This window comes from Pseudomonas sp. P105 (assembly GCF_032614175.1).
Classification (GTDB): Bacteria; Pseudomonadota; Gammaproteobacteria; order Pseudomonadales; family Pseudomonadaceae; genus Aquipseudomonas; species Aquipseudomonas rhizophila.
Genome location: NZ_CP126693.1, coordinates 1,357,101 through 1,377,059, shown reverse-complemented (window position 1 = coordinate 1,377,059; position 19,959 = coordinate 1,357,101). Strand labels below are relative to the sequence as shown.

Below are 19,959 nucleotides of genomic sequence, written 5' to 3'. Positions count from 1 at the left end.
GGTTGCCTATTACCACGATTATCAAGAGAAAGAACCTCTCTAGACTGCAATCTCATCCAGCCCATTGAGGAACAGCTAATGAAAATCCTGTTGATCGGCGCCAGCGGCACCATCGGTTCGGCCATTGATAAAGAACTGTCGCCGCGTCACGAGATTGTGCGCATCGGCCGTCACAGCGGCGACCTGCACGTGGATATCAGTGACAACTCTTCGATCCGTGCCCTGTTCGAGAAAACCGGTCGCTTCGATGCACTGGTCTGCGCCGCGGGCAACGTCACCTTTGCGCCCTTGGACGAGATGACGCAGGACAGCTTCGCCCTGGGTTTGAAAGACAAACTGATGGGCCAGGTCAACCTGCTGCTGATCGGCCGCGAATTCGCCAATGACGGTGCGTCCTTCACCTTCACCACTGGCGTGCTCAGCCACGATCCGATCAGAAGCGGTGCGTCGGCGGCGCTGGTCAACGGTGCCCTGGACAGTTTCGTGCGTGCCGCGGCAATCGAATTGCCCCGGGGCTTGCGGGTCAACTCGGTCAGTCCGAACGTGCTGCTCGAAGCCATGGACAACTATGCCCCGTACTTCCGTGGCTATAAGCCGGTACCAGCCGCCGATGTCGCATTGGCCTACGCCAAGAGTGTCGAAGGCCTGCAGACTGGCCAGACCTTTCACGTCGGTTGACCTCTTGTGATGCAGGATCAGTCTGCGTAACGTGGCGGCACTTGTCTGGAGACTCAATGATGCGTGCCGCCCGTTCCCTGCTGTTTGTCGCCCTCCTGCCGCTTTTCGCCGGCTGCCAGTTGCTCGACGCTCCACCCCAGAGCGTTTCCCATGCCGGCCAGATGCGCATGCAGGGCGAACTTACGGCGGCCGATGGCAAGCTGGTGTTCCAGCCCTGCCAGGAGCAGCGTCGCTACATCGTCAACGACAGCGGCGGCACCAGCGTACTGCAACAGGCCGCCAGCCTGGCCGATGATCAGGGCAAACTGTTTGCCGATGTGCGCGGCCATATCGTCACCAGCGCAGCGGCCGGTACCGACAGCCAGTTGAATCTTGAGCAGTTGTATCGCCTGGAGCGTTCGGGCAGCGCTTGCGACGACGCCGACTTCAAGCGGCTGCTCCTGCGCGCCACCGGCCATGGCCCCGAGTGGAATCTGAACGCCAGCGGCAAAGGCCTGGTGCTCGAACGTGAGGGCCAGCCGCCTCTGGCAGTGCCTTTCGTTGAGGAACAACTGGGTGATGGCCGCTTCAATCTCGGCACCGAAGCCAACGGTCAGAAGGTCGAGCTTTGGGTCACTCCCCAGCGCTGCGTCGACAGCGTGACCGGCAGCGTGCAACACATGAGCGCCGAGCTGCGGGTCAACGGTCAGGTCCAGCGCGGCTGCGCTTACTTCGGCGGTGCGCGTAACGACTGATTCGAAGGTTTTTGGCTTATAATCGCCGGCTCACGCCCTGGCGCAGTTGTGCGTCCCGCGAACCGGATCCTGTCATGTTACGAATCACCGAACTCAAGCTGCCGATCGACCACCCCGAAGAAGACCTGCGCCCAGCCATCGTGCAGCGCCTGGGCATCGCCAGCGATGACCTGCTCGACTTCACCCTGTTCAAACGCAGCTACGACGCGCGTAAGAAGTCCTCCGAACTGTGCTTCATCTACACCATCGACCTGACGGTGCGCGATGAAGCCGGCTTGCTGCGCAAGTTCGCCGATGACCGTAACGTCAACCAGGCGCCGGATGTCAGCTATAAAGTGGTGGGCCAGGCACCGGCTGACCTGAGCGAACGGCCGATCGTGGTCGGCTTCGGCCCGTGCGGGATCTTCGCCGCCATGTTGCTGGCACAGATGGGCTTCAAACCGATCATCCTCGAGCGCGGCCCCGAAGTGCGCCAGCGCACCAAGGACACCTGGGGCCTGTGGCGCAAAAGCGTGCTCAACCCCGAATCCAACGTGCAGTTCGGCGAAGGCGGTGCGGGGACGTTCTCCGACGGCAAGCTCTACAGCCAGATCAAGGATCCCAAGTTCCTGGGTCGCAAAGTCCTGCACGAATTCGTCAAGGCCGGCGCGCCGGAAGAAATCCTCTACGTCAGCAAGCCGCACATCGGTACGTTCCGTCTGACAGGCGTCGTGGAAAACATGCGTGAGCAGATTCGCGCCCTGGGCGGCGAAGTTCGCTTCCAGCAGCGGGTCACGGATGTGTTGATCGAGGACGGCCAGTTGGTCGGTGTTGAACTGGCCAGTGGCGAACGTATTCATTCAAAACATGTGATTCTGGCCCTGGGCCACAGCGCCCGGGACACGTTCCGCATGCTCCACGGCCGCGGCGTGTACATGGAAGCCAAGCCGTTCTCGGTGGGTTTCCGCATCGAACACCCGCAATCGCTGATCGACAGCGCGCGCCTGGGCAAATATGCCGGCCACCCGAAGCTTGGCGCCGCCGATTACAAACTGGTGCACCACGCCAAGAACGGTCGCTCGGTGTACAGCTTCTGCATGTGCCCGGGCGGCACCGTAGTGGCGGCCACCTCCGAGCCGAACCGCGTCGTGACCAACGGCATGAGCCAGTATTCACGCAACGAGCGCAACGCCAACTCCGGCATCGTGGTGGGCATTACGCCTGAAGTGGATTACCCGGGCGGCCCCTTGGCGGGCATCGAATTGCAGGAGCGTCTGGAATCCCACGCTTTCGTGCTCGGTGGCAGCAACTACGAAGCCCCGGCACAACTGGTGGGCGACTTCATTGCCGGCAAACCGTCTACGGCGCTGGGCAGCGTCGAGCCGTCCTACAAACCGGGAGTGTCTTTGGGCGACCTGGCCTTGGCCCTGCCCGACTTCGCCATCGAAGCCATCCGTGAAGCCCTGCCGGCGTTCGAAAAGCAGATTCGCGGCTACTCGCTGCATGACGCCGTGCTGACCGGCATTGAAACCCGCACCTCGTCGCCGCTGCGCATCACCCGCGACGAAACGTTGCAAAGCCTGAACGTCAAGGGCTTGTTCCCGGCTGGCGAAGGCGCCGGCTACGCGGGCGGGATTCTCTCGGCGGGCGTGGACGGAATCCGGATTGCCGAGGCGGTGGCGCGGGATATCCTGGGCCTCAAGGCCTGACCCCTACCCACTGCGGGAGAAGCTTTGTGGGAGCTGGGCTTGCCCGCGATGCAGGCAGCTCGGTCTATCAGGTGAACCGAGGTGATGCTATCGCGGGCAAGCCCAGCTCCCACACAAGCTCGCTGCCACAAGGAAATTCAGTGTTTTCCAGTGTTCAGATATTGGCTCGGAGCACACTTTCCGGCAGCGCCTCACCCCGCTCCACACTCGCCGCCACGGCGTCCATCAATCCACTCAGCTCATAGCCCTGGGCCTTGAGCCACGCCGGATCGTAATAGGTCGTGGCATAGCGCTCACCGCCGTCACACAAGATTGCCACGATCGAGCCCATCTCACCTGCCTGCACCATCTGCCTGGCGGCGATCAGCGCGCCGATCAGGTTGGTGCCGCTGGATCCGCCGACCCGTCGGCCCAATCGCTGGGCCAGGTAGTGCATGGCCGCCAGCGACAGGGCATCCGGCACTTTGACCATCGCATCGATCACCTTGGGCAAAAACGACGCTTCGACCCTTGGCCGGCCGATACCTTCGATCCGCGAACCACAATCCAGGCGCAGGCTCGCATCGCCGCTGCGGTAATAGTCGAAAAACACCGAACGCTCGGCGTCGGCACACAGCACACGGGTACAGTGCTGGCGGTAGCGTACGTAACGACCCAGGGTCGCGGTGGTGCCGCCGGTGCCGGGGCTGGAAATCAGCCAGCTCGGCTCCGGATGCCGCTCGAAACGCATCTGCTGGAAGATCGATTCGGCAATGTTGTTATTGGCGCGCCAGTCCGTGGCGCGCTCGGCGTAGGTGAACTGGTCGATGAAGTGGCCGTCATGCTCACGGGCCAAACGCTCGGACTCGGCGTAGATCTGCGTAGGATCGTCCACCAGGTGACTCTGGCCACCATAGAAGGCGATCTGTGCGATTTTTTCCCGGGAGGTGGTCGCCGGCATCACAGCAATAAAGGGCAAGCCCAAAAGCCTCGCGAAGTAAGCCTCGGAAATGGCCGTCGATCCGCTTGAAGCCTCGATCACCGGGGCGCCAGGCTTGAGCCAGCCATTACACAGCGCGTAGAGAAACAGCGAGCGGGCGAGTCGATGCTTGAGGCTGCCGGTGGGGTGGCTGGACTCATCCTTGAAGTACAACTCGATACCCGGCAGCCCTGGCAACGCCAGTGGAATCAGATGGGTGTCGGCGCTGCGCTGGAAGTCAGCCTCGATGATACGGATCGCTTCACGCGCCCACTGGCGGTGGTCATTCATGATGTCTTCTCACTGGATCAATGCGACGCGAGGAACCTGACGTACAGGCAGGCACGACTTGTCTCGGAAAAACCAGTCGCAAGCTTAGGAAAAAACCGACATCGCGCACAGGTACAGCTAAGGTCCAATATGGCCTGTCACTGCCTGACCACGCGTTGCATGCGTTGTAACGACATATAACAAAAAAGAATATAACTTTTGTTTTAACAACTAACGGTACCGGTTAGGGTGGACCATCTTTTTGATTTGATCCATGGAGAGCAACCGTGCCTCTACGTAATACTTTGACCCGTTTCCTTCAGTTGGAAGCTGCCAGCGGCCTGCTATTGATCGCCGCCGCCGTGCTGGCCCTGATACTCAATAACTCACCGCTGTCGTGGCTCTATACGGACTTTCTGGACACCCCTGTGGTGGCCCAGATCGGGGCGCTGAAAATCGCCAAACCGGCGTTGTTGTGGATCAACGACGGCCTGATGGCCATGTTCTTTCTGCTCATCGGCCTCGAAGTCAAACGTGAGGTTCTCGACGGACAGCTGTCGAAACCCTCGCAGATCGTCTTGCCGGGTGCGGCAGCGATCGGTGGCATGGTCGTCCCCGCCCTGATCTACTGGTTCCTCAACCGCGACAATCCGGCCGCCCTCGCAGGCTGGGCGATTCCAACGGCCACCGACATCGCCTTCGCCCTTGGCGTGCTGGCCCTACTGGGCAAACGGGTACCCGTGTCGCTCAAGCTGTTTTTGATGACCCTGGCGATCATCGACGACCTGGGCGCCATTATCATCATTGCCATCTTCTACTCGGGCGCCCTGTCGACCTTGTCACTGGTATTGGCAGCCGCCTGCATCGCCGCGCTGGTGGCGATGAACCGCGCGGGAGTGGTCAAGCTCGGCCCCTACATGGTTGTCGGCCTGATTCTCTGGGTCTGCGTACTCAAGAGCGGTGTCCATGCCACCCTGGCCGGTGTGACCCTGGCGTTCTGCATTCCGCTGCGCACAAAAAATGCCGAGACCTCGCCGCTGCTGACCCTGGAACATGCCCTGCACCCCTGGGTGGCCTACGGCATCCTGCCGCTCTTCGCCTTCGCCAACGCCGGCCTGTCCCTGAGCGGCGTCACCGTCGAGAGCTTCACCCATCACGTGCCGATGGGCATCGCCATCGGCCTGTTGCTGGGCAAGACCGTCGGCGTCTTCGGCCTGACCTGGCTGGCGGTCAAGATCGGTATCGCCAGCCTGCCCGCCGGCGCCAACTGGGGGCAGATACTGGGCGTGGCAATCCTGTGCGGCATCGGCTTCACCATGAGCCTGTTCGTCGGCTCCCTGGCGTTCGCGCCCGGTACCAGTGAGTATGCCGGTATGGACCGGATGGGTATTCTCACTGGCTCGATCCTGGCGGCGTTGCTGGGTTATGCGGTGACAGCGGCGGCTAGTCGTAAGCAGACAGCATTTAAAGCCAACTAAAATTACCTGATCGGGGTGATGTTTGTTGTGTGTTTATTGGTGTGTTTATCCGTTTCTTCGATGACGGCCACTTATGGTTCCGCTCTTACAGCGGGTCACTTTTGGAAGAGCGCCAAAAGTAACCAAAAACGCTTTGCCCCACCACTCGGCACCTCGCCTAGGCTCGGTGTGCCCTCACTCCGGCATTGCTCCGTGGGCCCGCCGCGAAGGGCCATCCATGGCCCAGCGCGGCTATCCCGGCATCCATGCCGGGATACCCACTCCACAATGCCTGCGTTCGGCCAGCGTGGTTAACGGGGCGTCCGAGATCAACATCCTCCGCGAGGCGGCCTTATAGCCGACCTGTTTTTTTTGATGATCGCGTTTTTCCTGTGGGAGCGAGCCTGCTCGCGAAGAGGTCGACACATGCAACATCTTCGTCAACTGTGTAGCCGCCTTCTCAGTCTTGCGATAGTTCAGTTACATAGCGATTGAATTGGATGCCGTCATCGCGAGCAGGCTCGCTCCCACATTCGATCTTTCAGTGAGCACAAATTTATATCCAACACAGAACCACTGAGGGAGCGGGCTTGTTCGCGAAAAGGCCAACACACCCAACATCTTCATCGACTGTGATACCGCTTGCGTGAGCAAGCCCGCTCCCACAGGAGAAACGCGGTCCCACCAAGAATCAGGCCGGCTATAAGGCCGCCTCGCGGTGGACGTTGATCTTGGACGCCCCGTTAACCACGCTGGCTGAACGAAGGTATTGCGCAGTGGGCAACCCGGCATGGATGCCGGGTTAGCCGCGCTGGGCCATGGATGGCCCTTCGCGGCGGCCCACGGAGCAATGCCTTCGTTCAGGCACACCGAGCCTAAGCGAGGTGCCGAGTGGTGGGGCAGAAGCGCTTTGGTTACTTTCGCGCTTTTCGAAAGTGACCCGCCGTAAGGGCGGAACCGCCAGTGGCCGTTACCGAAGAAACGGATATACACGCCGCGCGCCCCCCGAAACGAAGCCATAAAAAAAATCGCGCCTCCCCGTTCAGGAAAAAGCGCGATTTTCTCTTAGCGATTCCAGCTTAGTGCGATACGCGGCTCGTACCATCCACAGTGGAAATACGAACCCGCTCACCCACACGGAACACTTCGTTTTCCTGAACCTGCTGCACATAGGCGCGCATGCTGCCGTCGTCTTCACGAACGGTGATTTCCACACCCTGGGTACGGGTCAGGCCTTCTTCGGTCGCGGAGCCGATCAGGCCGCCGGCCACGGCGCCGATCACGGCAGCAACGATACTGCCACGGCCACCACCGATGGCGCTGCCACCCACACCACCTACCACCGCACCCGCCGCGCCGCCGATCGGGGTCTTGGTGCCTTCGATCTTGACCGGACGCAAGGCTTCAATGGTCCCCATGCGAATCGTCTGCACGCGACGCGCTTCGTCACGGGAATAGGAGTCACCGGTCAGGCTCGACTGACAGCCAGTGAGCAACATCGCCATCGTGGAAAAGGAAGCAACCAGCAAAACAGACTTACGCATAGCATCAAACTCCAAAAGACAGGTATTCATTAAACTCCGCAGCTTGACGCCTGTCACGGCCTCGCCGGGATAAAATTGTTTTCATTCAGGTGGGATACAGACTCGCCCGAAAAATTCACCCAAACAGTAGCGCCAATTTCCGCTATCCGCGTCACTGGCCTGAGGATTTCTCATGGATTATTTCATCATAGCCGCTACCACCGTCGCCGGTTTGTACTTTCATTGGTGGCTGTACGTGCGGATCAAACGCTGGATGGACCGCGATCTGGCGCTGTCTTTGGCGGGGCAGGATGAGCTGAAAAAAACTTACATGCTGCAACAATTGGCCCACGCCCAGAAGCAAGGGATCAAGCGGCGCGACCTGCCGCAATGGCTTCAGGCCGCGGCGGCAGGGTATACCCAGGGCTAAGGCGCCAGACGCTCGCGGATCCAGCTCGCCTCTTGCAGGCGGTAGTTGAGGCGATCATGCAGACGGCTGGCCCGTCCCTGCCAGAATTCGATACGCTCGGGCAGCAGACGATAGCCCCCCCAATGCTCCGGGCAGTGAGGCTGGCTGTCACTGAAGCGTTGTTCGGTGGCCTTGAGCAAGTCTTCCAGCTCACCTCGACCCGCAATCACCCGGCTTTGAGGTGAAGCCCAGGCCCCGAGGCGACTGCCCAATGGCCGTACCTGATAATAGGCGTCCGACTCTTGCGCCGTGACCTTCTGCACCTTGCCTTCGATACGCACCTGACGCTCCAGCGTCGGCCAGAAAAATGTCATGGCCGCGAACGGGTTCGCGGCCAGTTGCTGCCCCTTGGCGCTCTCGTAGTTGGTGAAGAACGTGAAGCCTTGGGCATCGAGCCCCTTGAGCAGCAGGATCCGGCAGTGCGGGCGCCCATCGGCATCCACGGTCGCCAAGGTCATGGCGTTGGCCTCCACCGGCGCCTGTTCGGTTTTCACCGCGTCGGCGAACCACTGGTGGAACAGCGCGAACGGCTCGGCCGGGGCCTGCGCCTCGGTCAGGCCATCGCGGGTGTAGTCGCGGCGCATATCAGCCAGCGTCTGGGTCATGGCGCGTTCCTTGTAGTTAGCCCATCACTGCTTGGATGCATCGGCAGCCGCGACTTTCTTGGCATCGGTAGCGGCTTTGGTCGGTTGCGGCTTCTTCGCCACCGGCGCTTTCTTGGCCGGGGCTTTTTTGGCAGGAGCCTTGGCGGCGGCCTTCTTGGCCGGCGCTTTTTTGCTGGCAACGGCCTTGGATTTTTTAGCCGCCGGCGCGGGCGCTGGCGCCAAAGCCGCAGGTTTCACGTCCTGGACCGCCACCAACCTTACTGGCGCCGGGGCCGGCATGTTGTACTTGCTCAGCAGCGCAACCATGGTGTTTTGCGGCGTGACCAGCAGCTCGACACGACGATTCAAAGCGCGACCTTCAACGCTGTCATTGGCGGCACGGGGCGCAACCGAACCCATGCCACGCAGCATCAGGCGATCACGCTGCAAGCCGCTGAGACGGAAAATCGCCGCCACGGATTGGGCGCGTTCCTGGCTGAGCTTCAGGTTGACCGGCGCGGCGCCCGACGTGTCGGCGTGGCCGAGGATCAGCACGGCTGTTTTCGGATCAGCTTCCAGAATTTTCGCAACGCGGGTGAACGGGCCGAGGCTCACCGGCAGCAGCATGGCCGGACGATCCGGGTTGAAGGAGCCGTCCACCGGTGCGGTGACCACCAGCACGTCGTCGCGGCGTTCAAGTTCGAGCTTGCTGTCCTTGATGGCCGTGCGCAATTTCGGCTCGTAGTCGTCGAGCCAAGCCTGGGTGACTTTCGGATCCGGCATCGGCACCGTCTTGGCGGTTTCCTGATCTTTACCGCCGAATGGCCACCACCACTTGCCGTTGCTTTCAGCTTCAGCCTTGGCGACGGTAACCGGCGTCTTGACTTCAGGTTTGGCGTCGACTTTTTTGGCGACGCCGTCGGCGGCGTCATCGGAAGAAAACGGCCACCACCAGTGAGTGGCACCCTCGGCCTTGGCTTGTGGCGCGACGGCAGCCGGTTTCAGCGGCGCCGCTGACGTCGGTTCTTTGGCCGCGACCTTGTCGGAGGCGCCGAACGGCCACCAGCCACTGCCGCCCTCGGCATCATTTTGTGGGGTTTGTGCGCAACCGGTGATAGCGAAGCACAGCGCCAGAGCGAAAGATTTATTCAATGACATTGGATATCCACAAAATGATGTAAAAAAAAACAAAGGCCATGTTCGGGCCGCATAAACAGACGGTTGGAAACTGAAAGGAACACGAGGTTCCTGTGCCCGCCGCCTTCGCTAACGTTTTATAGACAAGTGGCAAGTACCCGCGCAAGGTTCTGCGCCCGCGGATCCATCAAAACGTATGGCCCGAGGGTGTTTGTCACAAAGCCAAAAGCCACATCGTGCTCCGGGTCGGCAAAACCGATGGAGCCCCCTGCCCCAGGATGACCGAATGCCCGAGGGCCGAGGCCGTAGGTCGCGTTCGGTACATCCGGCTGATCGAGCATGCAACCCAGGCCGAAACGGGTCTGGGTCAACAATGTCTTGTCCTCGCCGAAGCTGTGCTGGCGAGTCAGTTCGTCGAGCATTTCGCCCTCCAGCAGGCTGCCGTCCAGCAGGCCGGCATAGAACCCGGCCAGGCTGCGGGCGTTACCATGGCCGTTGGCCGCCGGTTGCTCCATGCGCCGCCACTCTGGCTTATTGGTGCTGGTCATGATCGAGGGCGGGTTAGTAAAGGCCCGGGTAGTCATGGCCGTGGGTTCGCGCATCGTCACTTGTAAAAGGCGCTGGGCCGCCGCGTCCCCCACATTGCCTTTGCCGCGAGCGATGTGGGCCACGCGATGAAACTCTTCATCAGCCAGGCCGACGTGGAAATCCAGGCCCAACGGCTTGGCAATACGGGCCACGATGGATGCCCCCGGTCCACGACCGTCAGCCCTGCGCAGCAGTTCGCCGACCAGCCAGCCATAAGTGATCGCCGCGTAGCCGTGACCGTCTCCCGGCGTCCACCAGGGCGCTTCAGCGGCCAGAGCATCGACCATGGTCTGCCAGTTATAAAGTGCTTCGGGCGCCAGCAATTCACGTAACGCCGGCAACCCGGCCTGGTGGCAAAGCAACTGACGGAGCGTGACGGCTTGCTTGCCGGCGGCCGCGAACTCAGGCCAGTAGCGGGCGACAGGGGCGTCCAGCTGCAGCTTGCCTTCGGCCACCAGTTGCAGGGCGGTGACGGCGGTGAACGTCTTGGTGCAGGAAAACAGATTGGCGATGGTGTCGCTGTGCCAGGCTTCACTGCCATCCTTGTCGGCCGTGCCGGCCCACAGATCGATGACCGTGCGGCCACCAACCTGAATGCACAACGCCGCGCCGCGCTCCTGAGGATCGTCGAACAGCGCCGCGAAGGCTTCACGCACCGCCTCGAATTGAAGCTCATAATGGCCTTGAATCTGCACCCGCAACTCCCTTGAAACAAACACTTTTTTGAAGTGGCCTGCATTGTTTCAGCCATTGAGGTTTTTGGGAACCGCCGCAAGACCGCTGACCGGACTGACACAGCCCGTTTCGCTAAATCCCCTCGCCACAGAGACCTCCTCAGTCAAAAATCACCGGGAGGCTAGGATATCTCCCGCCGAAACGGTGGCAGGGCGTTGAGGATCGCCTTGCCGTAGCGCTGGGTCACCAGTCGGCGGTCGAGCAAGGTGATGGTGCCGCGGTCTTCTTCGGTGCGCAGCAATCGACCACAGGCCTGGACCAGTTTCAGCGAGGCGTCCGGCACGGAGATCTCCATGAACGGGTTACCACCGCGGGCCTCGATCCATTCGGCCAACGCGGCTTCCACCGGGTCGTCCGGAACCGAAAACGGGATCTTGGCGATCACCACATGCTCACAGTAGGCACCGGGCAAATCCACGCCTTCGGCAAAACTCGCCAGGCCGAACAGCACGCTGGAATCGCCGCCATCGACCCGCGCTTTGTGCTTGTTCAGGGTTTCCTGCTTGGACAGGTTGCCTTGGATGAACACTTGCTTGCGCCAGTCGCGGTCGAGGCCGTCGAACACGTCCTGCATCTGTTTGCGCGAGGAAAACAGCACCAGGGTGCCCCGCGAGCCTTCCACCAGTTCCGGCAGGTCGCGAATGATTGCCGCAGTGTGGGCGGCGGCATCCCGCGGATCAGCCTTGAGGTCCGGGACCCGCAGCACGCCGGCGTCGGCATGATGGAAGGGGCTCGGAACCACGGCGGTCACGGCTTTTTTCGGCAGGCCGGCGCGCATGCGGAAACGGTCGAACGTGCCCAGGGCGGTCAGCGTGGCGGAAGTCACCAGCGCGCCGTAGGCGACATTCCACAGGTTGCGACGCAGCATTTCCGCCGCCAGGATCGGGCTGGCATTGACCTCGATGTCGAACAGCGAGCCGCTTTCGGCCAGGGTCAACCAACGCGCCATCGGCGGGTTGTCTTCCGGGTCTTCAGTCGTGAACGCGGTCCACAACTCCCAGTTACCCTGGGAGCGGGACAGCAGACTGCCGAACAACGGGTACCACTCCTCGGCCTGGTTGCTGGCGATACCGATATTGACCTCGCCATCCATGCCTTCCTTGAGCAGGTCGGTCAGACGGGTGAACAGGTCGGTCAGGCGGGCAAAGCCTTTCTTGAGCTCGATGCCCATCTCGCGCATGTGCTCGGGTATGACGCCGCCGACAAAGCGATGGCGAGGTCGATCACGACCCTCGACGTCTTCGCCGGGCTTGAAATCCGCCACTTGTTCGCAGGCACTGAACATGAACTGCTGGTTCGTCTTGATTTCACGGGCCAGCTCGGGCACCTGCTCGATGAACTTGCCCAGGTCACCCGGCAGCGGGTGTTGGGCCAACAGCTTGGTGAGGTTCTTGGCGGTGGTTTCCAGCCAGTCAGCGGTGGAACGCAGCCGGGTGTAATGGGCGAAATGGCCGATGGCCTTGTCCGGCAGGTGGTGACCTTCGTCGAACACATAGATCGTGTCACGCGGATCCGGCAGCACCGCGCCACCGCCCAGGGCCAGGTCGGCCAGGACCATGTCGTGGTTGGTGACAATGACGTCGACCTTGCCCATGCCTTCGCGGGCCTTGTAAAAGGCGCACTGGCCGAAGTTCGGGCAATGACGGTTGGTGCACTGGCTGTGATCGGTAGTCAGGCGTGACCAGTCGGCGTCTTCCAGGGCGGTGGACCAGCTGTCGCGGTCGCCGTCCCATTTATTGCCGGCCAGTTTTTCGATCATGCTGGTAAACAGCTTCTGACTGGCCTCATCGACTTCGATCTTGAAGCCTTCTTCCTCGAACAACTGGGCCGTGGCGGTCTGCGCCTGGCCTTCCTGGAGCAACATGTCGAGCTTGGACAGGCACATGTAGCGCCCACGGCCCTTGGCCAGGGCGAAGCTGAAATTCAGCCCGCTGTTGCGCATCAGGTCAGGCAGGTCCTTGAAAACGATCTGCTCCTGCAAGGCGATCGTGGCCGTGGCGATCACCAGGCGTTTGCCGGCGGCCTTGGCGGTGGGGATTGCCGCCAGGCTGTAGGCCACGGTCTTGCCGGTGCCGGTGCCGGCCTCCACCGCCACGACGGCAGGCTCGCCACTGCGCCGGCCTTCGTCGTCGGTGTCGATGTCACCCAGGACTTTTGCCACTTCGGCAATCATCAGGCGCTGGCCATATCGCGGCTTGAGGCTCTTGGCTTCGAGAAAACGCGAATAGGCGCCCTGGATCGTGGTTTTGAGTTCGGTGCTGATCATGAATGGTCGGGCGCTAAAAACGCTGGATAAATTTTCAGTGGTTCGGATCGGCGGCTATCATACCCCGCTAATCAATCCTGCGCAGAACGGAGTAACTCAATGACACCCTTTGCCCTCGTCTACACCCTGCATTTACTGGCGGCCCTGGTCTGGGTCGGCGGTATGTTCTTCGCCTGGATGATCCTGCGCCCCGCCGCAATCGCGGCCCTTGAGGGGCCGGCCCGGCTCAAATTATGGACAGAAGTGTTTCAGCGTTTTTTCGTTTGGGTCTGGGTCGCAGTGGTGCTTTTGCCGATCAGCGGCGTGGGCCTGATCCACATGCGCTTTGCCGGCTTCGAGACCGCGCCACGTTATGTGCAGATCATGATCGGCTTGTATGTGGTGATGACGGCGCTGTTTATCCGCATCCAGGGATTGCAATTGCCGGCCCTGCGCAAGGCCGTAGCAGCCCAGGACTGGCCGACGGGCGCGGCGGTACTGGGGAAAATCCGGCAGTTGGTGGGGATTAATCTGTTGATCGGGTTGCTGGTGGTGGCGATTGGCGCGGCGCGGCCGATGTTCTGAACTTAGCGTATCCCCTGGTGGGAGCGAGCCTGCTCGCGATAACGGTGGGTCAGTCACATCAAGGTTGACTGATACCCTGCCAACGCGAGCAGGCTCGCTCCCACAGGTCTCGAGCTCAGTCCTCTTAGAATCGCTGCACCGTCACCGCCCCCGCTGCTCCGGCTGGTCCCGGCTGGCCATCGGCACCAGGGCGACCGCTTTTGCCACCGTCGGCGGTATAGACGAAGCACCCCTTGGCCTTGCCGCCAGCGCCGGGTTTACCTCCGGCTCCAGCGGCGCCGCCCGCGCCACCCTCCACCGTAACCTTGATCTGCTCATCGGGATAATCACGGGGCAGTTCGAGACGCACCTGCGCACCCGCCGCACCCGGCTGGCCGTCACTGCCATTGCTGCCGTCGGCACCGCGACCGGCTGCCCCCCACGTACAACCCGGCGCCTGGCCGTTGGCGCCATCGAGGCCCACGTAACCTGGCGCACCGGTTCCACCGCGGGCATCCACCGACAACAATGGCGCATTCAAGGCATTGAAGCGCAGATTGAGATCACGTCCCGCTCGTGCCGCTTTGGTATAGGTTCCGGGCGCGCCCCGAGCCGTGATCTGACTGCCGTCGGCCAGTTCGCCCTCGGCAACTTTTATCTGCAGTGTCTGTTGCCCAGGCACGATGGCGATCCGTGCTTCGCGCCCCAGGTGCAGTTGGCCAATGGTCAACTCAGTGACGTTGGCAGGCACCAGCAACGTGCCGTAATCGGCCACCTCCAGTCGTTCCAGTGTCAGGGCGCTGGTGGTATTGGGCAGGCGCATCAAGGAATGGGTTTCGACCTGGATCACTTGGGCACTGGCCCAGGGGCACACGAGTGCGACAAGCAGACACAATTTACGCATGGGAAGCCTCGGCGGCGATCGGGAGGGTTTGCAGGTGGAAGATGCCGAACAGCAGCACTCGCAGGCGATCACGGCCTGAAGCTGGCCGGCCGCGCAAGCTGGCTCGAAACAACACCAGTTCCAGCAAATGGATCGCCAGCAATATCGCTGCGCCAAAATTGACCAGCAGATGCAGCGGATGAACGAACGGCATGACCAGGTTGACCAGCACCACCAGCCAGAACAGCAGGGTCAACAAGCGCCCCAGCGCCCATAACAGCTTCATACATCCCCCCGGTAAGTATTATTCTTTGCACGCACAGTAACGGCTTGCGCGCAGAATAAGCCAGAGGCCAGGGCAAATTTAATCTGACGCAAACCTCGACTCGTCGGGTCGCCCCACTGGCGACCCGACGGCTCTGGCACGCGGCTCAGCGCTGGATATGCAACTCAACCCGACGATTCTGCGCCCGCCCCTCATCGGTCTCGTTGTCGGCCACCGGCTCGCTTTCACCCTTGCCTTCACTGGTGAGCTTGTCCGGTGAAAGCCCCTGAGTAAGCAGATATTCCACCACGCTGCTTGCTCGGCGCTCGGACAGCCCCTGGTTGTAGGCATCAGTGCCGACGCTGTCGGTGTGCCCCACCACGCGGATGCTGGCGACATTGGCATGACTCAATTTGCTCATCAGCCCATCGAGTTGGCTTCGCGCGTCTTGAGTGAGATCGGATTTATCGAAGTCGAACAGCACCTTGCCGGCATCGTTGAGGGTGATCACTTCCGTGGCCGGTGCCTGAGGTTCAACCGGCGGAGCGCTGGCCGGGTATTGCGGCAACGGACAACCATGATGTTCAACCGGGGTATTGGCCGGCGTGTCGGGACAACGGTCACGGCGGTCGAACACGCCGTCATCGTCCTCGTCGCCATCCTGGGCGTAGCAGATCAGGCCGCCGGTCAACAGCCCCAGCGCAGCACCGCCCGCCGCCCAACCGCTGCTTTCGAGGGCCCCCAGGCCGCCGCCAACCAGACCGCCGATCAAGCTACAGACTGGCCAGGTGCGTTGATTGAGCGGTGCGCCGCCATCGCTGTGAGTGGCACAACCTGACAACAGACTGCCCGCCAGCAGTACCGGTAAGGCGGCCCTGAGTAGAACGTTCATGGTGAATGCTCCTGTGTTACCGGCCCATACCGGTCACACAGGAGTAAAGACCCGCATCCGCGACTGTACAAGCCGCGGATGACGGGGGCTTCAGCGATTTATCTTGATCTCCGTGCGGCGGTTCATGGCCCGACCATCGGCGGTGCTGTTGTCCGCCACCGGCTGGCTCTCACCGGCACCCTCCACCGAAACGAAGCTGGAACGGGGCACGCCGCTCTCAACCAGGTATTGCACCACCGCGTTGGCCCGTTGTTCAGACAGGCGCTGGTTATAGGCATCGCTGCCGACGCTGTCAGTGTGGCCGGTGACGCGCAGTTGCGCGGTGGACGTTTCCTGTTTGAGTCGGGTTGCAATCGTGCTCAGGACCTCCTTGTCTGCCGCCGTCAGCGTGGCCTTGTCGAATTCGAAATGCACGTCACGGATCACAATGGTTTCTTCCTGGACCACCACGACTTCTTCAACCATCGGCGCCGGTGCCGGTGGCGGGCAGCCGTCGGCATCGACTTGCACGCCCTTAGGCGTGCCCGGGCATTTGTCGCGGCTGTCCGGCACGCCATCGCCATCCTCATCGCCGTCGCCATGCACCCAGCAATAAGCCGCCGCCATGGTGCCGACAAACAATGCACCACCGCCGGCCCAGGAGGTGCTTTCGATGGCGCCCAATCCAGCGCCCGTCACACCGCCAACCGCCGCGCAGGTCGGCCAATCGGTTTTCTGCAAACCTGCGCAACCAGTCAACACACCGGTCAGCAGAACCAAGGGTAACGCTGTGCGAACTATGCTCATTGGGTTTTCTCCTTGTGGGATCGGCTTTGCGCCGATTCAGGGGAGTAAAGACCCGACTCCGCATCCGCGCCAGCATCACGCTATCGCGGTTTTTGCCCCCTATTTGCCGTAGATCGATACGTTTAAGCACAAACCGCTCTAGGCCATGGGGTCCGCGCAGGCTATCGTGGCGGCTCTGACAGAGGAACTTCGATGACCGTTGCCATTTCTTCCCGTACGCCCCAGCAAGCCCTGGCTGCCGTGCTGGACCGTTATGCCCCGAAAAAACTGCTGTTGATCGGGGCCAGCAGCTTCCCTGCCCTTGGGGCGTTCCAGCAAGCGCATCCTGATACTGAAGTGGTCCACGCCGCCCCTGGCGCCCTTGCGGCGGACGTGGCGGCCCGGCGTTTCGACCTGGCCTTGGCGCTTGATTGCCTGGAGCATTTGCCCAAACGCGACGGTCTGAATCTGTTGGGGGGCATCCGCAATCTCAACGCCAGCCGTATCGCCGTGCTGGCGGACCTCAATGCCTGCGGCTGGCAAGAAACTGATTTCTTTTCCCTGGCCCTGCAGGCCAGTGAGCGATTCCAGCGCGAGGAACAGGTGCTGACCCTGTTTACCTACGATCTGCTTGAATACAAACAAGTCCCTGACTGGCTCAACTCACGCTTTTGGGCCAACCCGGAAAACTTTGGAAAATACTGGTGGTAGCCGTGAACACAAGCATGCACACAACCATTTGCCCGTGCGGCAGTGGCAACCCACTGGACGCCTGCTGCGGCCATTACCACGATGGTCACCCGGCGCCCTGCGCCGAAGCCTTGATGCGTTCGCGTTATAGTGCCTACGTGCTGGGATTGGTGGACTATCTGGTAGCCACGACCTTGCCCGCCCAGCAGGACGGCCTGGATCGCCAATCCATCAGCGAGTGGAGCGCCAAAAGCACATGGCTCGGACTGGAGGTGGAAAGCAGCGAAGTATTCGGTGGCCAACCCGAACACGCCTTTGTCACCTTCACCGCGCGCTGGCACGACGGCCAGGGGGAACACAGCCACCGCGAACAGTCATCCTTCGTACAGAACGGCGCACGCTGGTACTTCATCGACCCGACAGTGCCAGTCAAGACCGGACGCAACGACACCTGCCCGTGCGGCAGTGGGCACAAATTCAAGAAGTGCTGCGCAGGCTACTTTAATCGCTGATATCGGAATCGTCCGACACTGCTGCGCTCGCCAGCAGGCTAGACTGGGATAAACCAGAGGCACGGACATGACCCTTTCATCACATCTGCTGCGCATCACCTGCCTGCTGCTGTTCATCGGGCTCGGCAGTTGTGCGTCCTGGCGAGGTGATGAGGCCCCTGAACCGCAGGTGCATCTGACCAAGGTCGAGGTGGTACGGGCGCGGCTGGTGGAGCAGAAGTTCATGCTGCACTTTCGTGTGGACAACCCCGACGACAGTGATTTGACCGTGCGCGGCATAACCTACCGCATTCATCTGGGCGACCTGTTGCTGACCGAAGGAGAGCACGAGCACTGGTTCACGGTGCGTCCCGGGCATAGCCGCTACTTCAGGGTTCCGATCCGCACCAACCTGTGGCCGCAAGTGCGCAAGCTGGTGAAAATGCTCGAAAAACCTCGCCAGCAGATCCCCTATCGCCTGGAAGGTGAGCTGGAAACCGGTTTATTCATCGCCCACTACGTGCACCTGAGGCGCAATGGCGTGATAATCGCCGCCGATTTTATTGCGGAGTAACCCCGATGACCCAGCAACCCCACGTCCATGGCCCTGACTGCAACCACGATCATGACCATCACCACGATCATGATCACGGACATGTCCATGGCCCGAACTGTGGCCACGCCCACCAGGAACCGGTGCGCAACACCCTGAAGGATGTCGGCCGCAACGACCCTTGCCCATGCGGCAATGGCAAGAAATTCAAGAAGTGCCACGGCGCTTGATGATCCGGGCGAAGATAATCTTCGCCTATTGAATCGTCCTCGCGAGCAGGCTCGCTCCCACAGGGGCCTGCGGCGAACACAAAATCTGGATTCACTACTGAGCCCTGTGGGAGCCTGCTCGCGATGGGGCGTTTGAGGCTAATCCATACCGGCTGGGGCAACCCCACACACTCGGTTTCAACCCGCCCCAAGAATCTGCTTCACGCTGACCACCGTCGCATACTCGCCATGCAAGTTGCCCAGCGACATGGCATGCACCTCGCCAGCCGAACGGGCATGGCCAAAATAGTCCGCCTTGTCGAAGGTAAAACACGCGTCTTCGGCCACCCAAGTGTCGAATCCCAGATTGCCGGCCGTACGCGCCGTGGACTCCACCGAGTTGTTCGTCGCCACGCCCACGATCACCAATTGCCCAATCCCCGCTTCATGCAGGTCCGCCTCCAGGCGCGTGCCGCAGAACGCATCCGGCACCTGCTTTTGAACCAGCCTTTCCCCAGCTAACGGCTCGAACCGCTCCTGAACCTCCACGCCCGATTGCCCGGGCCAGAATACTGAGTCCGGCGAGCGGGACAGGTGGTGGACATGAATCACCGGCCGTGCCGATTGTCGCCAGAAATCGAGCAACTGGAGCATGCGCAGTTCCGCATCGGGGTTGTTGCGAGGGCCTAGCCTGGGGTGAAGGATGCCTTTTTGTTGATCGATAAGAATCAACGCTGCGTTTTTCTGTAACTCCATGCCGGTTTTCTCGTGTTCGGTCATTGAATTTTCCACACTTGAGCATCACCTCTTCCTACAGGCAAGCCTTTCGGCAATCAGGACGACCTCCCGCCGTCATGTGTTGTCCATCCATCACGCTGTCTTATCTGGAGCCCTCCATGATCGACCTGTATTACTGGACCACGCCCAACGGCCATAAAATCTCGTTGTTCCTTGAAGAAGCCGGCATGCCCTACAAGGTGCACCCGATCAACATCGGCCAGGCAGAGCAGTTCAAGCCCGATTTCCTGAAAATCGCCCCCAACAACCGCATTCCGGCGATCATCGACCACAAACCCGCCGATGGTGGCGAGCCGATTTCGCTGTTCGAGTCGGGCGCGATCCTGCTGTACCTGGCGGAAAAAACCGGCCAGTTCATTCCAGAGAATTTGCGCGGACGGCAAGAAGTGTTGCAGTGGCTGTTCTGGCAGATGGGCGGCCTGGGGCCGATGGCCGGGCAGAATCATCACTTCAGCCGGTTCGCCCCGGAAAAAATCCCCTACGCGATCAAACGCTATGTCGACGAAACCGCTCGTCTGTATGGTGTGCTGGATCGCCGCCTGGCGGACCGTGAATTTGTAGCGGGCAACGAGTACAGCATTGCCGACATGGCGATTTATCCCTGGACCGTTTCACACCAATGGCAAAGCCAGCGGCTGGAAGACTTCCCGAACGTGCAGCGCTGGTTCAATCGCATCAAGGAGCGCCCGGCCACTGCCAAGGCCTATGCCCTGGTGGACAAGGTCAACCCGCCCAAGCCCTGAGCCCTCCTGATACACCCAAAACCCTGCTGTGGGTAAGCCT

General features: G+C 61.2%; 22 protein-coding genes. 11 read left to right on the top strand and 11 right to left on the bottom strand.

Features of this window, described 5'->3' with window-relative positions; all coding sequences use genetic code 11:
- Positions 1-78 precede the first annotated feature (78 nt).
- From QOM08_RS06185 to QOM08_RS06175, 3 genes are all read left to right on the top strand, one after another.
- Positions 79-678 carry a short chain dehydrogenase gene (locus tag QOM08_RS06185; RefSeq protein ID WP_188252306.1) on the top strand — a complete coding sequence of 200 codons (600 nt, stop codon included), beginning with the start codon at positions 79-81 and terminating at the stop codon, positions 676-678.
- Between the two features lie 59 nt (positions 679-737).
- The gene (locus QOM08_RS06180; RefSeq protein WP_047228436.1) at positions 738-1,412 is read left to right on the top strand and encodes a COG3650 family protein; all 675 of its coding nucleotides are present in this window, start codon (positions 738-740) and stop codon (positions 1,410-1,412) included.
- A gap of 74 nt (positions 1,413-1,486) precedes the next feature.
- Entirely contained in the window at positions 1,487-3,100 is a 1,614-nt protein-coding gene (locus QOM08_RS06175; RefSeq protein ID WP_047228396.1) for an NAD(P)/FAD-dependent oxidoreductase, read from the top strand.
- Between the two features lie 154 nt (positions 3,101-3,254).
- Here the strand turns inward: QOM08_RS06175 and QOM08_RS06170 are convergent, their stop codons facing one another.
- Entirely contained in the window at positions 3,255-4,352 is a 1,098-nt protein-coding gene (locus tag QOM08_RS06170) for a PLP-dependent cysteine synthase family protein (protein WP_171061417.1), read from the bottom strand.
- Between the two features lie 263 nt (positions 4,353-4,615).
- Here QOM08_RS06170 and nhaA point away from each other — a divergent pair, with 263 nt between their 5' ends.
- Positions 4,616-5,806, top strand: a complete 1,191-nt coding sequence (gene nhaA, locus QOM08_RS06165; RefSeq protein WP_047228398.1) for a Na+/H+ antiporter NhaA — start codon at positions 4,616-4,618, stop codon at positions 5,804-5,806.
- 1,058 nt (positions 5,807-6,864) lie between these two features.
- On the opposite strand, the gene QOM08_RS06160 is transcribed toward nhaA, so the two are convergent.
- Positions 6,865-7,329: a glycine zipper 2TM domain-containing protein gene (locus QOM08_RS06160; protein WP_047228399.1), complete on the bottom strand. Its 465-nt coding sequence runs from the start codon at positions 7,327-7,329 to the stop codon at positions 6,865-6,867.
- Positions 7,330-7,501: 172 nt separating this feature from the next.
- Here QOM08_RS06160 and QOM08_RS06155 point away from each other — a divergent pair, with 172 nt between their 5' ends.
- Positions 7,502-7,738, top strand: a complete 237-nt coding sequence (locus tag QOM08_RS06155; protein ID WP_107321608.1) for a hypothetical protein — start codon at positions 7,502-7,504, stop codon at positions 7,736-7,738.
- Here QOM08_RS06155 and pdxH read toward each other — a convergent pair.
- The 4 genes from pdxH to dinG all read right to left on the bottom strand — a co-directional run bounded on the left by pdxH (position 7,735) and on the right by dinG (position 13,087).
- Positions 7,735-8,382, bottom strand: a complete 648-nt coding sequence (pdxH, locus tag QOM08_RS06150) for a pyridoxamine 5'-phosphate oxidase (protein ID WP_047228401.1) — start codon at positions 8,380-8,382, stop codon at positions 7,735-7,737. The genes QOM08_RS06155 and pdxH overlap by 4 nt on opposite strands.
- A 24-nt stretch (positions 8,383-8,406) precedes the next feature.
- The gene (locus QOM08_RS06145; protein ID WP_316912711.1) at positions 8,407-9,519 is read right to left on the bottom strand and encodes an OmpA family protein; all 1,113 of its coding nucleotides are present in this window, start codon (positions 9,517-9,519) and stop codon (positions 8,407-8,409) included.
- A gap of 116 nt (positions 9,520-9,635) precedes the next feature.
- Positions 9,636-10,781, bottom strand: coding sequence for a serine hydrolase domain-containing protein (locus QOM08_RS06140; RefSeq protein ID WP_047228403.1), 1,146 nt, complete (start codon positions 10,779-10,781; stop codon positions 9,636-9,638).
- Positions 10,782-10,942: 161 nt separating this feature from the next.
- The gene (gene dinG, locus QOM08_RS06135) at positions 10,943-13,087 is read right to left on the bottom strand and encodes an ATP-dependent DNA helicase DinG (RefSeq protein WP_047228404.1); all 2,145 of its coding nucleotides are present in this window, start codon (positions 13,085-13,087) and stop codon (positions 10,943-10,945) included.
- A 99-nt stretch (positions 13,088-13,186) separates the two neighbouring features.
- Here dinG and QOM08_RS06130 point away from each other — a divergent pair, with 99 nt between their 5' ends.
- The gene (locus QOM08_RS06130; RefSeq protein WP_047228405.1) at positions 13,187-13,651 is read left to right on the top strand and encodes a CopD family protein; all 465 of its coding nucleotides are present in this window, start codon (positions 13,187-13,189) and stop codon (positions 13,649-13,651) included.
- 124 nt (positions 13,652-13,775) lie between these two features.
- Here the strand turns inward: QOM08_RS06130 and QOM08_RS06125 are convergent, their stop codons facing one another.
- The 4 genes from QOM08_RS06125 to QOM08_RS06110 form a co-directional block, all read right to left on the bottom strand.
- Positions 13,776-14,534: a collagen-like protein gene (locus QOM08_RS06125; protein WP_139051002.1), complete on the bottom strand. Its 759-nt coding sequence runs from the start codon at positions 14,532-14,534 to the stop codon at positions 13,776-13,778.
- Positions 14,527-14,799, bottom strand: coding sequence for a DUF1145 domain-containing protein (locus QOM08_RS06120; RefSeq protein ID WP_139051003.1), 273 nt, complete (start codon positions 14,797-14,799; stop codon positions 14,527-14,529). The genes QOM08_RS06125 and QOM08_RS06120 overlap by 8 nt, the downstream gene beginning before the upstream one ends.
- A 145-nt stretch (positions 14,800-14,944) precedes the next feature.
- Positions 14,945-15,670 (bottom strand): OmpA family protein, encoded by a 726-nt coding sequence (locus QOM08_RS06115; RefSeq protein ID WP_139051004.1) that lies wholly within the window; start codon positions 15,668-15,670, stop codon positions 14,945-14,947.
- Positions 15,671-15,760: 90 nt separating this feature from the next.
- On the bottom strand, positions 15,761-16,456 hold the full coding sequence (locus tag QOM08_RS06110) for an OmpA family protein (RefSeq protein WP_047228409.1): 696 nt from the start codon (positions 16,454-16,456) through the stop codon (positions 15,761-15,763).
- A gap of 192 nt (positions 16,457-16,648) precedes the next feature.
- Here QOM08_RS06110 and QOM08_RS06105 point away from each other — a divergent pair, with 192 nt between their 5' ends.
- The 4 genes from QOM08_RS06105 (at position 16,649) to QOM08_RS06090 (ending at position 18,399) form a co-directional block, all read left to right on the top strand.
- Positions 16,649-17,146, top strand: coding sequence for a DUF6231 family protein (locus QOM08_RS06105; RefSeq protein ID WP_316912710.1), 498 nt, complete (start codon positions 16,649-16,651; stop codon positions 17,144-17,146).
- Positions 17,147-17,160: 14 nt separating this feature from the next.
- Entirely contained in the window at positions 17,161-17,637 is a 477-nt protein-coding gene (locus tag QOM08_RS06100; RefSeq protein ID WP_047228411.1) for a YchJ family protein, read from the top strand.
- A gap of 67 nt (positions 17,638-17,704) precedes the next feature.
- On the top strand, positions 17,705-18,190 hold the full coding sequence (locus QOM08_RS06095; RefSeq protein ID WP_047228412.1) for an LEA type 2 family protein: 486 nt from the start codon (positions 17,705-17,707) through the stop codon (positions 18,188-18,190).
- A 5-nt stretch (positions 18,191-18,195) separates the two neighbouring features.
- On the top strand, positions 18,196-18,399 hold the full coding sequence (locus tag QOM08_RS06090; RefSeq protein ID WP_047228413.1) for an SEC-C metal-binding domain-containing protein: 204 nt from the start codon (positions 18,196-18,198) through the stop codon (positions 18,397-18,399).
- 177 nt (positions 18,400-18,576) lie between these two features.
- Here QOM08_RS06090 and QOM08_RS06085 read toward each other — a convergent pair whose 3' ends face one another.
- A complete protein-coding gene (locus tag QOM08_RS06085; RefSeq protein WP_316913216.1) occupies positions 18,577-19,134 on the bottom strand; it encodes a cysteine hydrolase family protein in 558 nt (185 codons plus the stop codon).
- A 140-nt stretch (positions 19,135-19,274) separates the two neighbouring features.
- Between QOM08_RS06085 and QOM08_RS06080 the strand changes: the two genes are divergently transcribed.
- Complete coding sequence (locus QOM08_RS06080) at positions 19,275-19,919, top strand: glutathione binding-like protein (protein WP_047228414.1); 645 nt, start codon at positions 19,275-19,277, stop codon at positions 19,917-19,919.
- Positions 19,920-19,959: the final 40 nt, after the last annotated feature.

Excerpts from the sequence above, each read along its gene's own strand:
- QOM08_RS06100 (WP_047228411.1), top strand. The coding sequence starts at position 17,161 with ATGCACACAACCATTTGCCCGTGCGGCAGTGGCAACCCACTGGACGCC.
- QOM08_RS06115 (WP_139051004.1), bottom strand. The coding sequence starts at position 15,670 with ATGAACGTTCTACTCAGGGCCGCCTTACCGGTACTGCTGGCGGGCAGT.
- QOM08_RS06155 (WP_107321608.1), top strand. The coding sequence starts at position 7,502 with ATGGATTATTTCATCATAGCCGCTACCACCGTCGCCGGTTTGTACTTT.
- QOM08_RS06110 (WP_047228409.1), bottom strand. The coding sequence starts at position 16,456 with ATGAGCATAGTTCGCACAGCGTTACCCTTGGTTCTGCTGACCGGTGTG.
- QOM08_RS06080 (WP_047228414.1), top strand. The coding sequence starts at position 19,275 with ATGATCGACCTGTATTACTGGACCACGCCCAACGGCCATAAAATCTCG.
- QOM08_RS06180 (WP_047228436.1), top strand. The coding sequence starts at position 738 with ATGCGTGCCGCCCGTTCCCTGCTGTTTGTCGCCCTCCTGCCGCTTTTC.
- QOM08_RS06090 (WP_047228413.1), top strand. The coding sequence starts at position 18,196 with ATGACCCAGCAACCCCACGTCCATGGCCCTGACTGCAACCACGATCAT.
- pdxH (WP_047228401.1), bottom strand. The coding sequence starts at position 8,382 with ATGACCCAGACGCTGGCTGATATGCGCCGCGACTACACCCGCGATGGC.
- QOM08_RS06185 (WP_188252306.1), top strand. The coding sequence starts at position 79 with ATGAAAATCCTGTTGATCGGCGCCAGCGGCACCATCGGTTCGGCCATT.
- QOM08_RS06175 (WP_047228396.1), top strand. The coding sequence starts at position 1,487 with ATGTTACGAATCACCGAACTCAAGCTGCCGATCGACCACCCCGAAGAA.
- dinG (WP_047228404.1), bottom strand. The coding sequence starts at position 13,087 with ATGATCAGCACCGAACTCAAAACCACGATCCAGGGCGCCTATTCGCGT.
- QOM08_RS06145 (WP_316912711.1), bottom strand. The coding sequence starts at position 9,519 with ATGTCATTGAATAAATCTTTCGCTCTGGCGCTGTGCTTCGCTATCACC.
- QOM08_RS06160 (WP_047228399.1), bottom strand. The coding sequence starts at position 7,329 with ATGCGTAAGTCTGTTTTGCTGGTTGCTTCCTTTTCCACGATGGCGATG.
- QOM08_RS06105 (WP_316912710.1), top strand. The coding sequence starts at position 16,649 with ATGACCGTTGCCATTTCTTCCCGTACGCCCCAGCAAGCCCTGGCTGCC.
- QOM08_RS06085 (WP_316913216.1), bottom strand. The coding sequence starts at position 19,134 with ATGGAGTTACAGAAAAACGCAGCGTTGATTCTTATCGATCAACAAAAA.
- QOM08_RS06125 (WP_139051002.1), bottom strand. The coding sequence starts at position 14,534 with ATGCGTAAATTGTGTCTGCTTGTCGCACTCGTGTGCCCCTGGGCCAGT.
- QOM08_RS06130 (WP_047228405.1), top strand. The coding sequence starts at position 13,187 with ATGACACCCTTTGCCCTCGTCTACACCCTGCATTTACTGGCGGCCCTG.
- QOM08_RS06120 (WP_139051003.1), bottom strand. The coding sequence starts at position 14,799 with ATGAAGCTGTTATGGGCGCTGGGGCGCTTGTTGACCCTGCTGTTCTGG.
- QOM08_RS06095 (WP_047228412.1), top strand. The coding sequence starts at position 17,705 with ATGACCCTTTCATCACATCTGCTGCGCATCACCTGCCTGCTGCTGTTC.